This window comes from Streptomyces humidus, assembly GCF_014649655.1.
GTDB classification, from domain to species: domain Bacteria; phylum Actinomycetota; class Actinomycetes; order Streptomycetales; family Streptomycetaceae; genus Streptomyces; species Streptomyces humidus.
Genome location: NZ_BMTL01000004.1, coordinates 184,693 through 197,994 on the forward strand (window position 1 = coordinate 184,693; position 13,302 = coordinate 197,994).

Annotated in this window: 16 protein-coding genes; 10 read left to right on the forward strand and 6 right to left on the reverse strand. The window is 68.6% G+C overall.

The genetic code is table 11. The features are described 5' to 3' along the window. Positions 1-210 precede the first annotated feature (210 nt). From rpmH to IE239_RS05960, 7 genes are all read left to right on the forward strand, one after another. Positions 211-348, forward strand: coding sequence for a 50S ribosomal protein L34 (gene rpmH / locus IE239_RS05930; RefSeq protein WP_018846094.1), 138 nt, complete (start codon positions 211-213; stop codon positions 346-348). Between the two features lie 21 nt (positions 349-369). Next, positions 370-741, forward strand: coding sequence for a ribonuclease P protein component (rnpA, locus tag IE239_RS05935; RefSeq protein WP_190148187.1), 372 nt, complete (start codon positions 370-372; stop codon positions 739-741). Then, positions 738-1,091, forward strand: a complete 354-nt coding sequence (gene yidD / locus IE239_RS05940) for a membrane protein insertion efficiency factor YidD (protein ID WP_190148188.1) — start codon at positions 738-740, stop codon at positions 1,089-1,091. The genes rnpA and yidD overlap by 4 nt, the downstream gene beginning before the upstream one ends. Before the next feature lie 3 nt (positions 1,092-1,094). Beyond that, positions 1,095-2,378, forward strand: coding sequence for a membrane protein insertase YidC (gene yidC, locus IE239_RS05945; RefSeq protein WP_190148189.1), 1,284 nt, complete (start codon positions 1,095-1,097; stop codon positions 2,376-2,378). 29 nt (positions 2,379-2,407) lie between these two features. Beyond that, positions 2,408-2,920 (forward strand): Jag family protein, encoded by a 513-nt coding sequence (locus IE239_RS05950; RefSeq protein ID WP_190148190.1) that lies wholly within the window; start codon positions 2,408-2,410, stop codon positions 2,918-2,920. Positions 2,921-3,041: 121 nt separating this feature from the next. Then, the gene (rsmG, locus tag IE239_RS05955) at positions 3,042-3,758 is read left to right on the forward strand and encodes a 16S rRNA (guanine(527)-N(7))-methyltransferase RsmG (RefSeq protein WP_190148191.1); all 717 of its coding nucleotides are present in this window, start codon (positions 3,042-3,044) and stop codon (positions 3,756-3,758) included. A 521-nt stretch (positions 3,759-4,279) separates the two neighbouring features. Next, on the forward strand, positions 4,280-4,480 hold the full coding sequence (locus IE239_RS05960; RefSeq protein ID WP_190148192.1) for a hypothetical protein: 201 nt from the start codon (positions 4,280-4,282) through the stop codon (positions 4,478-4,480). Between the two features lie 31 nt (positions 4,481-4,511). Here IE239_RS05960 and IE239_RS05965 read toward each other — a convergent pair whose 3' ends face one another. Continuing rightward, positions 4,512-4,667: a hypothetical protein gene (locus IE239_RS05965; protein WP_190148193.1), complete on the reverse strand. Its 156-nt coding sequence runs from the start codon at positions 4,665-4,667 to the stop codon at positions 4,512-4,514. Between the two features lie 385 nt (positions 4,668-5,052). On the opposite strand from IE239_RS05965, the gene IE239_RS05970 reads away from it, so the two are divergent. The 3 genes from IE239_RS05970 to IE239_RS05980 all read left to right on the forward strand — a co-directional run bounded on the left by IE239_RS05970 (position 5,053) and on the right by IE239_RS05980 (position 8,171). Next, on the forward strand, positions 5,053-6,129 hold the full coding sequence (locus IE239_RS05970; protein WP_190148316.1) for a ParA family protein: 1,077 nt from the start codon (positions 5,053-5,055) through the stop codon (positions 6,127-6,129). Then, a complete protein-coding gene (locus IE239_RS05975) occupies positions 6,126-7,226 on the forward strand; it encodes a ParB/RepB/Spo0J family partition protein (RefSeq protein WP_190148194.1) in 1,101 nt (366 codons plus the stop codon). The genes IE239_RS05970 and IE239_RS05975 overlap by 4 nt, the downstream gene beginning before the upstream one ends. 327 nt (positions 7,227-7,553) lie before the next feature. Continuing rightward, positions 7,554-8,171, forward strand: coding sequence for a GNAT family N-acetyltransferase (locus IE239_RS05980; RefSeq protein ID WP_190148195.1), 618 nt, complete (start codon positions 7,554-7,556; stop codon positions 8,169-8,171). Between the two features lie 92 nt (positions 8,172-8,263). Here IE239_RS05980 and trxA read toward each other — a convergent pair whose 3' ends face one another. From trxA to IE239_RS06005, 5 genes are all read right to left on the reverse strand, one after another. After that, complete coding sequence (gene trxA, locus IE239_RS05985; protein WP_190148196.1) at positions 8,264-8,596, reverse strand: thioredoxin; 333 nt, start codon at positions 8,594-8,596, stop codon at positions 8,264-8,266. 39 nt (positions 8,597-8,635) lie between these two features. Next, positions 8,636-9,604: a thioredoxin-disulfide reductase gene (trxB, locus tag IE239_RS05990; protein WP_190148197.1), complete on the reverse strand. Its 969-nt coding sequence runs from the start codon at positions 9,602-9,604 to the stop codon at positions 8,636-8,638. 179 nt (positions 9,605-9,783) lie between these two features. Then, on the reverse strand, positions 9,784-10,710 hold the full coding sequence (locus IE239_RS05995) for an anti-sigma factor family protein (protein ID WP_190148198.1): 927 nt from the start codon (positions 10,708-10,710) through the stop codon (positions 9,784-9,786). Then, positions 10,707-11,432: an RNA polymerase sigma factor SigM gene (sigM, locus tag IE239_RS06000; RefSeq protein ID WP_190148199.1), complete on the reverse strand. Its 726-nt coding sequence runs from the start codon at positions 11,430-11,432 to the stop codon at positions 10,707-10,709. The genes IE239_RS05995 and sigM overlap by 4 nt, the downstream gene beginning before the upstream one ends. 27 nt (positions 11,433-11,459) lie before the next feature. Then, positions 11,460-13,178, reverse strand: a complete 1,719-nt coding sequence (locus IE239_RS06005) for a protein kinase family protein (RefSeq protein WP_190148200.1) — start codon at positions 13,176-13,178, stop codon at positions 11,460-11,462. Positions 13,179-13,302: the final 124 nt, after the last annotated feature.

The following is a 13,302-nucleotide window of genomic DNA, read 5'->3' on the forward strand; positions in this document are numbered from 1 at the left end:
GACCGCCGGTTTGACCGGATGGCGTAGCCGCGCGTACCGTAACCAGGTCGAGTTGTCGATGGCTGCTGCCGCCTGCCTCCGATGGGCACAGATCGCGTCAGGTGATCGGGAAGCGGTGCACTCGGGCGTTGACCGCGAGCTACCTCGTGGGCGCACGGTGACAGCCAGGACGGCACCCCGCCACCACCGATTGATTTCTGGAGCCCCCGAGTGAGCAAGCGCACCTTCCAGCCGAACAACCGTCGTCGCGCCAAGACCCACGGCTTCCGCCTGCGGATGCGCACCCGTGCCGGCCGCGCGATTCTTGCGAACCGCCGCAGCAAGGGTCGCGCCAATCTGTCCGCCTGAGCCTGATCAGGTCATGACGTCGTGCTGCCTACCGAGCATCGGCTGAGGCGGCGCGAGGACTTCGCGACCGCGGTACGACGGGGCCGTCGGGCCGGACGCCCGACTCTCGTCGTCCACCTTCGAAGCGGTGCCACGGACCCGCACGCGCCTGGGGAGAGCGCTCCCCCGACGCGTGCGGGTTTCGTCGTCAGCAAGGCTGTGGGCGGTGCGGTCGTGCGCAACAAGGTGAAGCGCAGACTGCGTCACCTGATGCGCGATCGAGTCACCCTGTTCCCCCCCGGTAGCCTGGTAGTCGTACGGGCGCTGCCCGGGGCGGGCGACGCCGACCACGCACAGCTGGCCCAAGACCTGGACGCCGCCGTTCAACGGCTACTGGGAGGGGGCGCGCGATGAAGTACCCGCTGCTGGCTCTCATCAAGCTCTACCAGTGGACGATCAGTCCGCTGCTCGGGCCGGTGTGCAAGTACTACCCGTCGTGCTCCCACTACGGCTACACGGCCATCGACCGGCACGGCGCGATCAAGGGAACGGCACTCACCGCCTGGCGCGTCCTGCGCTGCAATCCGTGGTCGCTGGGTGGCGTGGACCATGTCCCGCCGCGCAAGCGCCCGCGGTGGCACGAAATGCTGCGTGACGCCTGGCGTGCACGCAAGGGCGGGACCTCCGCCGCCGAAACGGCCACCGACGAGGACCTCTCTTCGAGCCCGGCCGCAGAGACACCGTCCCATGCCCAAGGAGCATGATTAGTGGACACGATTGCCAGCCTCTTCAGCTTCATCACGACACCTGTCTCCTGGGTCATCGTCCAGTTCCACGCGGTGTACGGGTCGATCTTCGGCCCCGACACCGGGTGGGCCTGGGGCCTGTCGATCGTGTCTCTGGTGATCCTGATCCGAATCTGCCTGATCCCGCTCTTCGTGAAGCAGATCAAGTCGACCCGGGCCATGCAGACGCTGCAGCCCGAGATGAAGAAGATCCAGGAGCGCTACAAGAACGACAAACAGCGTCAGTCCGAAGAGATGATGAAGCTGTACAAGGAGACGGGCACCAACCCGCTCTCCTCGTGCCTTCCCATCCTGGCGCAGTCCCCGTTCTTCTTCGCCCTGTACCACGTGCTCAACGGCATCGCGACGGGCGACAAGATCGGCGTCATCAACGAGCAGCTGCTGGAGAGCGCGCGCAAGGCGCACATCTTCGGTGCTCCGCTGGCGGCGAAGTTCACCGACGGCTCGGTAAAGGTGGAGGCGCTCGGCGCCTCGCTGACCGACGTCCGCGTGGTCACCGCGGTCATGATCGTCCTGATGTCGGCCTCGCAGTTCTTCACGCAGCGCCAGCTGATGACGAAGAACGTCGACACCTCGGTGAAGACGCCGTTCATGCAGCAGCAGAAGATGCTGATGTACGTCTTCCCGGTCATGTTCGCCGTCTTCGGCATCAACTTCCCGGTGGGTGTCCTCGTCTACTGGCTGACCACCAACGTGTGGACCATGGGCCAGCAGATGTACGTCATCCGCAACAACCCGACCCCGGGTTCCAAGGCCCAGGCCGCCTACCTGGATCGCCTGTACAAGCACGTCACGCACCACGGCAAGACGCGTCGGCGCAGTGAGAAGGCCATCGTCAAGGCCATCGTGGCCAAGGGCCGGGACCGCAACGAGGCCGAGCGCAAGTTCATCAACGGTCTGACGAAGGCGGGTTTCGCGGCCCAGACCGACGGCGCCGTGATCAGGGGCGAGGCACAGGCTGTCGCCCAGGCCGAGGACGGCACGCCCACGAGCGCGGCCGCCGCGAAGCGCCAGCAGCCCAAGCGGCAGTCGAAGTCCCAGCGCCAGTCCGCGGCGCCGAAGGCGGCCGGCGAGACCACCTCGCTGATCAAGTCCGACGAGCCGGAGGACGACAAGCCCTCCGGGGCCGCCGGCGCCGCCAGGACCCAGCCTTCGGCGAAGCCCGGTTCCGCGGGCCGCAGCAAGGCCCAGTCCGGGCAGCGCAAGGGCGGCCCGCAGCGCCCCAAGTCCCCGTCCAAGAAGTAGCCGTCCAAGAAGCAGAAGGAGCCCATCCCGTGACGGAAGGCACCACCTCCGCCGCCGCCGAGGGTGCAGACACCCTGACCCGCCTCGAGCAGGAGGGCGAGATCGCGGCGGACTACCTCGAGGGTCTGCTGGACATCGCCGACCTCGACGGTGACATCGACATGGACGTCGAGGCCGACCGCGCAGCCGTGTCGATCATCAGCGACGCGGGCCCCCGTGACCTGCAGAAGCTGGTCGGCCGGGACGGCGAGGTGCTGGAGGCGTTGCAGGAGCTCACGCGCCTTGCCGTGCACCGGGAGACCGGCGACCGCAGCCGGCTGATGCTGGACATCGCGGGCTACCGGGCCGGCAAGCGTGCCGAGCTCTCCGAGCTGGGTGCGAAGGCCGCGGCCGACGCGAAGAACAACGGCGAGCCGGTCCGGCTGAAGCCGATGACGCCCTTCGAGCGCAAGGTCGTCCACGACGCGGTGAAGGCGGCCGGCCTGCGCAGCGAGTCCGAGGGCGAGGAGCCGCAGCGCTTCGTCGTCGTGCTGCCCAACTGATTCGGTATACACGCGTCCCCGGCCCCGTCTGTTGCGCAGACGGGGCCGGTCTTTGTCAGCCTGGTAGTTCTGGTGGCCGGCGCTCGAAGCAGCGCTGATGCGGTACGGAAGGACGGTCCCCGTGACGGAGGCAGCGGAGCTCCCCCCCGCGCCCGAAGTGGCACGCGAGGTGTTCGGCGATCGCTACGGCGATGCGGTCCGGTACGCCGAGCTCCTGGCCGAGGCAGGTGTGCAGCGTGGGCTCATCGGCCCGCGCGAGGTGCCCCGCCTGTGGGAGCGGCACATCCTGAACTGTGCGGTGCTCTCCGAGGTCGTGCCCGAGGGCGTGACGGTGTGCGACGTCGGTTCCGGTGCCGGTCTTCCCGGCATCCCCCTTGCGCTCGTCCGGGAGGATCTCAAGATCACTCTGTTGGAGCCGCTGCTGCGCCGCACCAACTTCCTTGCCGAGGTCGTCGAGCTTCTCGGCCTGGACCATGTGACCGTCGCGCGAGGCCGCGCGGAAGAGGTCATGGGCAAGATTCCACCGGTCCACGTGGTGACCGCCCGTGCCGTGGCACCGTTGGACCGCCTGGCCACGTGGGGGATTCCGCTGCTGCGCCCCTATGGCGAGATGCTCGCCCTCAAGGGTGACGCCGCCGAGGAGGAGCTGAAGAGCGCCGGTACGGCACTGAGCAAGCTCGGCGCGGTGGGCACCTCGATCCTCCATGTCGGGGAGGGCGTCGTCGATCCCCTGTCCACGGTGGTGCGGGTCGAGGTCGGCGAGAGCCCCGGCGGTGTGCGCTTCGCGGCCAAGCGCGCCAAGGCGGCGCGGACCGGCCGGACCCGGCGTCGCCGCTGATCCTGCCGGGTGGCCTGTCCCGGCCCCGCGCCGCTGATCCGGCCGTCCGACCGCTCCGCCACCGTGCGGTCGGCTCCCCGACGGGGTTTTTCCGTCGGGGAGCCCGTCGGAGGCCTGCTCGTCCGCAAGCTGCCCGCCGTGGGCCGACCCTTCGAGGGTCGGTTCGTCGGTGGGGCGGTTAGTCGGCGGTCCGCCCTCCAGAGGGGTGCTCGTGGGCTGCCTCGGCCCATGCGTGCGCCTGGCGTGTGGGTGTGACGATCAGCGTCACGTACAGCCCCGCCAGGAGCGCCACGGCCACGATGACGCCGCCGCACGAGCAGCCCGGTGGTGACATAGAGCGGGCAGCCGTCGCCGACAGGTGCCGTGAGCCAGCCAGGCCCCACGCGGGCTGGTGAGCCCGACAGTGGCGAGAGAGGGACCGGTACTGTCCACATGCCGCGCCCCGCAGGGCACCCGCCGCTCAGCGGCTCCGCTCCTGGCTGGGCGAGCGGGTGGTCCACCGGGCGGGGCGGTGCCCGCTGGTGATCGTGCTGACTCTGCGCGAACCGGAACTCGTCTCCGTCCCGCGACTGCGCATGGGCTTCGTCTGTGCGTGCGTGATCGGTACCGCTCTCACCCTGCTCGCCACAGCCGACGTGCCCAACCTGGACCAAGGCCGCTGGGTCGTACTCGCCGTGCGGGTCGGGATCGGGGAGGCCGGGATGGCGACACACGCAAGGTGATCACTGCGACCACCGGTCCGAGAGCGAGCAGTCACCCGTCGGTGCGCAGGTCGGCGGAGGAGAGCAGATAGTCGGTGAAGGGCAGGCGGATGTCCCACGGCAGGGCCGCGGTGACCGGCAGAGCGGCGAGGACAGCGCCCACCAGAGAGCGCCGCGCTGCTTCGCCACCGGCCGACCGGGTTCGCACGCCGTCCCTCCCACGGCGGCCGTTCTCCGGGTCGGTGCCGTCTTGGCGCGTGGCCCACCCCCAGAGGCACAGCCGCTGGCAGCACAGCCATGCGGGCAGAAGCAGCGGACCTGCTGCTCGCGGATGGCCCGCTGAGGGCATATCCCGCTGTAGAAGCCAAACGTGCGCATATCGGGGTGTCGCGCAGACGGCAACCTGGCCGCCGTGCATCGTGTTTCACGTGAAACGTCGCTCCCTGCTCCACGGCATCATCAGCCGCGGCCGCGCCGCTGCCGAACCGCGCGACCGCAAGCCTCTCGGTTCACTCGATGAGGCACGGGAGTTGTCCACAGAGGTGGATTTCTCCACAGAACGACAGGCCTCACTGGTTCACCACCCCGAAGGCATGGGAGGCTCTGTGCATTGCGAGCCTGAAGTCGAGGAGAGTGAATCCTTGCGGTCCGACGCCAACATCGCGGGACCGATGACCGATCCGGTCCCCGGTCCCCGTGCCGAGTCGTCGTTTGGGGAGGATGTTTCACGTGAAACACCGCCCCCGATGGACGACACTCCGATCGGTCGTGCTGCCCAACTCGCGGTGGAGGCTCTGGGCCGCGCCGGCGAGGGCCTGCCACGTCCCGAGCACACCCGTGTGATCGTGGTCGCCAACCAGAAGGGCGGGGTGGGTAAGACGACGACGACGGTCAACCTCGCCGCGTCCTTGGCCCTGCATGGCGGCCGTGTCCTGGTGGTCGACCTCGACCCCCAGGGCAACGCGTCCACCGCGCTGGGGATCGACCATCACGCCGAGGTGCCGTCCATCTATGACGTATTGGTCGACAGTCGTCCCCTCGCCGAAGTCGTACAGCCTGTCCCTGATGTAGAAGGCCTCTTCTGTGCTCCTGCCACCATCGATCTCGCCGGTGCGGAGATCGAGCTGGTGTCCCTGGTGGCGCGAGAGAGCCGTTTGCAGAGAGCGATTCAGGCCTACGAACAGCCGCTGGACTACATCCTGATCGACTGCCCGCCGTCGCTCGGCCTGTTGACGGTCAATGCTCTGGTGGCCGGTGCCGAGGTCCTTATCCCGATCCAGTGCGAGTACTACGCGCTGGAAGGACTGGGGCAACTGCTGCGCAATGTCGACCTGGTGCGGGGGCACCTCAACCCCGACCTCCATGTGTCGACGATCCTGCTCACCATGTACGACGGCCGGACGCGGCTCGCGTCACAGGTCGCGGAGGAGGTGCGCACCCACTTCGGCGAAGAGGTGCTACGGACGAGCATTCCCCGCTCGGTCCGCATCTCCGAGGCGCCGAGCTACGGGCAGACGGTGCTGACCTACGATCCGGGATCGAGCGGTGCCCTCTCCTACCTTGAGGCTGCACGAGAACTTGCGCTGAAAGGCGTCGGTGTCAGCTATGACGCGACACACGCCCATAACGGCGCCCAGAACAACCCGAACATGGTGGAGGGGATCCAGTGAGTGAGCGACGGAGGGGGTTGGGCCGGGGCCTTGGGGCACTGATCCCGGCTGCCCCCACGGAGAAGACCCCGGCGCAGGCCGCGGTGGGAGGCGGGGGCTCTGCTTCCCCCGCCGCCGTCCCGGTACTGACGGCGGACAGAGGGGTGGCCGCGGCGAAGGTCGCCACGCTGCCGTCTGTTTCACGTGAAACAGAGGAACTGTCGGCGAGTGACCTCCTGGAGGTGCCGGCACCGCCCATCGGCGCTCACTTCGCGGAGATTCCCCTCGACCAGATCACGCCGAACCCGCGCCAGCCGCGTGAGGTCTTCGACGACGATGCATTGCACGAGCTGATCACCTCCATCAAGGAGGTCGGTCTCCTGCAGCCGGTCGTGGTGCGTCAGATCGACACCGCACGCTACGAGCTCATCATGGGTGAGCGGCGGTGGCGGGCGTGTCGCAAGGCGGGCCTGGAGGCGATCCCGGCGATCGTGCGAGCCACGGACGACGAGAAGCTTCTCCTGGACGCTCTTCTGGAGAACCTCCACCGGGCCCAGCTCAACCCGCTGGAAGAGGCAGCCGCCTACGACCAGTTGCTGAAGGACTTCAACTGCACGCATGACCAGCTGGCGGACCGCATCGGTCGATCCCGTCCGCAGGTCTCCAACACGTTGAGGCTGCTGAAGCTTTCGCCTGCGGTTCAGCGCAGGGTCGCCGCGGGTGTGCTCTCCGCCGGGCACGCACGGGCGCTGCTCTCCGTCGACGACTCGGAGGAGCAGGATCGTCTGGCCCACCGCATCGTCGCCGAGGGGCTCTCGGTGCGGGCCGTCGAGGAGATCGTGACCCTCATGGGATCGCGTCCGCAGGCGGCTCAGCGGGCCAAGGGGCCGCGTGCCGGCGGCCGGGTCTCCCCGGCGTTGACCGACCTCGCGACGCGGCTCTCGGACCGTTTCGAAACGCGAGTGAAGGTCGACCTCGGCCAGAAGAAGGGCAAGATCACCGTCGAGTTCGCTTCGATGGAGGACCTCGAGCGTATTCTCGGCAGCCTTGCTCCCGGTGAGGGACCTGTCCTGCCGAAGGGTCTGATGGAGGGCGACGCCGAGGAAGCGGAAGGCTGAGCCCAGGCTCGGCAGCGACAGCACCGTTGGTGAGCGGTACGGAGCGAGCCGTGTCCGGTGGGTACCGGACACGGCTCGCTCTTTGCTTGCAGGCGCTGTCGAGGCAATCGCATCGTGGATACGATGCGAGAGGGCTTGGACGCATCCACCTGGCAGTACCTCGGAGCGGGAGGCGGGGGCCATGCGAACAATGAGCCGGACCGGACTGGTGAGCGCCGGACTGGGGCTGGGCGCGCTCGGCGGGTTCGTCGGCAGTCTGCTCAGGGAACGGAGCGCTCTGACGGCAGCTCGCGAGGAAGCGGGCGAAGGAAGCGAGGAACAGCCTTCATGGGGCGTCGGCTCGTACCGCTCACGCTGGACAACCTTCAGGACCTTCCCCAGCGCTGCCGCTCCTGCGTCTTCTGGGAGCTCGATCCCGTCAGCGGCGAAGCCGCGCTGAAGTCGGGGACAACAGCTCTGGAGAAGGAGGCCTGGATCTCCGCCGTCCTGCTGGACTGGGGGTCGTGCGGCCGGGTCGTCTATGTGGATGACGTCCCCGTGGGCTTTGTGCTGTACGCGCCTCCCGCCTATGTCCCCCGCTCGACGGCGTTCCCCACCAGCCCGGTGTCCCCGGACGCCGTGCAGCTCATTACGGCGTTCATCATGCCGGGCTACCAGGGGCAGGGGCTGGGCCGTGTGATGGTTCAGACGGTCGCCAAGGATCTGCTGAGGCGGGGCTTCAGGGCCATCGAGGCGTTCGGCGACACCCGCTGGAAGGAACCGGCCTGTCTGCTCCCGGCCGATCACCTGCTGGCAGTGGGCTTCAAGACCGTCCGTCCTCATCCGGCCCACCCTCGGCTGAGACTGGAGCTGCGGAGCACCCTCTCGTGGAAGGAAGATGTGGAGATGGCATTGGACCGGTTGCTGGGAGCAGTCCAGAAGGAGCCGGTGTTGCGCCCGCTGTAGGAGACTTCGACACAGCGAAGGGCCGGTCCCCACGGACCGGCCCTTCGCTGTTTCACGTGAAACATTGACCGTCGGCGTGACGGCTTTCTGTGTCACTCGGAGATGAAGGCCTCCAGGTCGCGGACGAGCGCGGCCTTCGGCTTGGCGCCGACGATGGTCTTGGCGACCTCGCCACCCTGGTACACGTTCAGGGTCGGGATGGACATGACGCCGTACTTGGCGGCCGTGTTCGGGTTCTCGTCGATGTTGAGCTTGACGATCTCGATCTTCTCGCCGTGCTCGGCGGCGATGGCCTCGAGGGAGGGCGCGATCTGACGGCACGGGCCGCACCACTCGGCCCAGAAGTCCACCAGCACGGGCTTGTCGCTCTTGAGGACGACCTCTTCGAAGTCGGCGTCGGTCACATTCTTCAGGGTGCCGGCCACAGGGGGCTCCTTAGTTCTTGTGCGGGGGGCGGGAGGGGATCAGACGGAGGTCTTCTCGGGCTCGGCCTGCTCCTCGTCCGCGAGGGCGGCGAGGTAGCGCTCGGCGTCGAGAGCGGAGGAGCAGCCGGTGCCGGCCGCGGTGATCGCCTGACGGTACGTGTGGTCCACGACGTCGCCGGCGGCGAAGACGCCGGTCACATTCGTCCGGGTGGAGGGCGCGGCGACCTTCAGGTACCCCTCCTCGTCGAGGTCGAGCTGTCCCTTGAAGAGCTCGGTGCGCGGGTCGTGGCCGATCGCGATGAACAGTCCGGTCACCGGCAGGTCCGAGAGCTCGCCGGTCTTGAGGTTGCGCAGCTTCAGTCCGGCCAGCTTCGGGTCGCCCTGGATCTCGGCGACCTCGCTGTCCCAGACGAACTTGATCTTCGGGTCGGCGAAGGCACGCTCCTGCATCGCCTTGGAAGCGCGCAGGGTGTCCCGGCGGTGGACGATCGTCACGGACTTGGCGAACCGGGAGAGGAAGGTTGCTTCCTCCATCGCGGTGTCGCCGCCGCCGATGACGGCGATGTCCTGGTCCTTGAAGAAGAAGCCGTCGCAGGTGGCACACCAGGAGACACCGCGGCCGGAGAGCGCGTCTTCGTTCGGCAGGCCGAGCTTGCGGTGCTGCGAGCCGGTGGTCACGATGACGGCCTTGGCGCGGTGGACCGTGCCGGCGGTGTCCGTGACGGTCTTGATCTCACCGGTGAGGTCGACCGAGACGATGTCGTCGGGGATCAGTTCGGCACCGAAGCGCTCGGCCTGGGCCCGCATGTTGTCCATGAGCTCGGGGCCCATGATCCCGTCCTGGAAGCCGGGGAAGTTCTCCACCTCGGTGGTGTTCATCAGTGCGCCGCCCGCGGTGACGGCGCCTTCGAACACCAGCGGCTTCAGCGAGGCGCGCGCGGTGTAGAGGGCCGCGGTGTAGCCGGCGGGCCCGGAGCCGATGATGATCACGTTACGGACGTCGCTCACGGCTTGTTTCCTCGTCTCTGGACAGCGTCGATCGACCGGGGGAGCTTCTCTGGACTCTCACCCCACCCAACGGATCCTAAGGGGCTTCCATTCCCGCTGTGTCCGGGCACACGAAGGGAGGACGTCACAGGGGCAGACGCCCAGGAGGCGGCGTGAGAACGAGTAGGGGCGGCGTCTCGTCAGCGGCGGGCGTAGGTGGTCGTCAGTAGAACCCTGGCAGGGCCCGACGACGGATGATCCACACAGGCCGTGTCCATGATGTAGGCGTCGACCCTCGTGCTGTCCTTGGCGTCGGGCAGTACGACGAGCACAGCGTCCCTGCCCTGGTAGGTGCCCGCCTCGGTGGCGAGGGCCCCTTCGCTGCGTCCGATGCCCTTCTGCACGCAGGGGGGAATCGTGGGCTGCCGCAGGGTTTTCGGCGTCTGATGGTCGGGCTCGCCCTGGATGCCCATGCTGGACGAGGCACGGGAGCCGCCGGTCTTGGCCAGGAGATCGGTGACCTGGTTCTCCAGCTTGCTCGCGGAGAAGGTGTCGGGCGTTGTGGACTGATGGGCCGCGCTGCCCGGGTTTCCGCCGTCCGTGAGGGACGACATCAGCACGGAGCCGAGCCCCAATGCCGCCGCCGTGAAGACCGCGCCGAGGACGGCGGCCTTGCGGCGGTTGGTCCGCTTGCGGTTCGGGCGGTCTTTGCGCCCCGGGCCGGAGGCGGCGGCCCGAGCATGCCCCGAGGGGCGGTCGGCCGAAGCCGGTGTTTCACGTGAAACATGGAAGGCGTCGGAGTCGGTGATCTCATTGGTGTCCGCGGTGATGGCGGCAGCCGTCTCGTGAGCACGCTTTCCGTCCGGGACCGTGGCGTTCAGCAGAGCCTCGGCCGCCAGAGCGGCGTCGATGCGGTGGGCGACGTCGTCCGGCATGCGCGGTGGGCCGGGAAGATCGCCCAGCAGGCCTCGGATCTCCTGAAGCGAGGCGTGTACGTCGGCGCAGAGTGCGCAGGCGTCGAGATGCCGACGTACGTCGGCGCTTCGGGTGGGGGAGAGCAGGCCCTCGGTGAGGTCGGAGATCTCCGCGACGTCCGGGTGCCCTGCCGTGTCCGCCGTTGATGTCACGCTCGCCCACCTCCGCCCTTCACAGCAGCTGAATCACCTGTACCGGCGTTGCCCGACTCCTCGCCCCGAGGACCCGCTGCCGGTGGGACGGATGTCCCCTGCGCCCGGTTCCTTCCTGGGTCGCTTTCTCTCCTGCCCCCGGAGCCTTCAGGCCGCAGGTGGCTGAGCAGGGGCAGGAGTCTGGCTCTGCCCCGGGCGCAGCGGCTCTTCACCGTCCCGGTCGGCACATCGAGCACGCGGGCGGCCTCGGCGACCGGGTAGCCCTGCATATCCACGAGGACGAGGGCGGCCCGTTGATCGGGCGGGAGAGTGCCGAGCGCTTCGATGAGCTGGCGGTGCACGTCATTGCGTTCCGCCGGCGCGGAGGCCGACTCGTGAGGGTCGAGCAGTTGCTCCAGTCGCTCGGTGTCGTCGACCGGGGAGGTCTTGCGGGAGGCCGCCTTGCGAGCCCGGTCCAGACAGGCGTTCACGGTGATGCGATGCAGCCAGGTAGTGACGGCGGACTGGCCGCGGAAGGTGTGGGCGGCCCGGTAGGCGGACACCAGGGCGTCCTGGACGGCGTCAGCGGCTTCCTCGCGGTCTGCGAGCGTGCGCAGGGCAACCGCCCACAGCCGGTCGCGGTGCCGCCGTACGAGCTCACCGAAGGCGTCGGGGTCGCCCTCGACGTGGCGGGTGAGGAGGTCCTGGTCGCTCACTCCGTCGTATCCGGAGCTTTCCACCATCGGACCCCCTCCCCCTTCGGTCAGACGTCAACCCGTGAACTTCACGTCGGTGATGCCCTGCTTGTGGCCGGCGTCGCTGTACTGGTCGCCGGCAGCGTACGGCAGGGCTGTGAGCCAGACGAGCACGTACCGTGTCTTGACCGGCTTGGACGCCTTCACTGTGGCGGTGGTTCCGGTCGTGGTGAGTGTGCCGATCTTCTTCATCGACTTCAGTGCACTCGGCGACGGGTTCAGGGAGTCCGCGGCGTACAGGTTCACGGTCGTGTGGTCGCCGCCGTAGTAGAGCCCTATGGCTGCTGTGGAGATCTCCTTCGCCGATCCCAGGTCGTAGACGATGCCCACGCCCGGCTTGTACGGCGCGAGGTTCGGGCCGCCGATGAAGCTCGACGTCCGCCAGTAGGTCGAGCTGTCGCGGTCGTAGGTCTCTCCGACGTCGCCTGGGTGCTGTGCGCTGCCGCTCACCACGTATTCGGCCGCGTCCTGGATCTTCAGCGGCTTGACCGGCTTGGGCGCGGTGCTGTTCTTGTCGCCTTCGTCCGTCGTCTGTGTCCGGTTACTGTCATCGGAGTTCCCCCGGTCCATCAGGGCGTCGGCGAGCTGCCAGCTGCCCAGACCGAGGGCGGCGATGAGGAGGGCGGACACCGCCCACTTCAGGGCCTTGCCGGTACGGCTCTGCAGCGGGGGCGGCGGGGCCGTGATCTGCTGGGTGACGCCGGGATGCGTCGCCGGTCGCCCGTAGGTGCCCTGCTGGTACGTCGTGCGCTGGTACTCGGGCGGGGCGGTGAACGCGGGCTCCGGGGGCCGGATGCGCGGCATCTCGCCGATGGCCTTCACCAGTTCTTCCGGTGTGGTGCAGGCGGCTTCGTGTCGGGAGGCGGTCGCGCCGTCGTTGACCAGCGCGCGCATGGACAGCTCCGACAGTCCCCGGTGGACACCGGCGCGCACCTGGTCGGGGGCGATCAGCCCGACGTCCTTCGGCAGTCCGGACAGGCCGTAGGCGTCGTTCTCGTAGGGCCAGCGCTGCGTGAGCGCGGCGTACAGCAGCGCGCCGATCGCCTCGGTGTCGGTGCGCTGCGGGGCGTCGGTGGCGATGCCGCGCAGGGCGGCGTTCACGGCGAGGCCGCGGATGCGCCACTGCCCCGACGAGGTGCGCAGCACGGCGTTGGGGTTCAGCCGCAGATGAGCCAGGCCCTCTCGGTGAGCCGCGGCCATCGCGGAGGCGATCTGACTGGCCATCTGGTAGGCGTCGTGCGGCTCGAGCGGGCCCGCCGCGAGCAGAGTGGTCAGCTCGGTGGCGTCGGGCAGCCACTCGTGGACCACGTAGACGAGGTCGTTCTCCTCGACGGCGTCCAGTACCTGGACGAAGCGGGGGTCGCCGAGCAGCGCCGAGGAGCGCGCCGCGGCCAGCACCGAACGGGCCCGGACATGGTCCGCGGGCAGGACATGGACGCCCACGGCACGACGGAGTTTCTCGTCGACGGCACGCCAACTGCTGAAACCGTCCAGACGGGTGACGCACTCTTCGAGACGGTAGCGTCTGGCGAGCTTGTGGCCGCTGTGCAGTTCCGGCGGTGAGGCCTTCCCGAGGCGCTCCGCCCCGCCACTCCCCTGTGCCTCGTCGGTGTCCGTGTCCTGCTCCCGGTTCTTGACCACCCCGTCGGCCGTGGACTGGTCCGCTTGTGCGGTCAGCGGTTCGTCACCGCTGTTGTCTGCCACGTCGACGGCAGCTGTGCTCCGTTCCGCCACCGTCGTTCCTGCCTCCCCATTCAGTGCGCGCCGTGCGACCTCGTGCGCGCCGTCCGACGCCGAACCCAATTGTGCCCACAGTCCGCCGCTATGCACGACACACGGGGGCGAACGATGGTTGTGC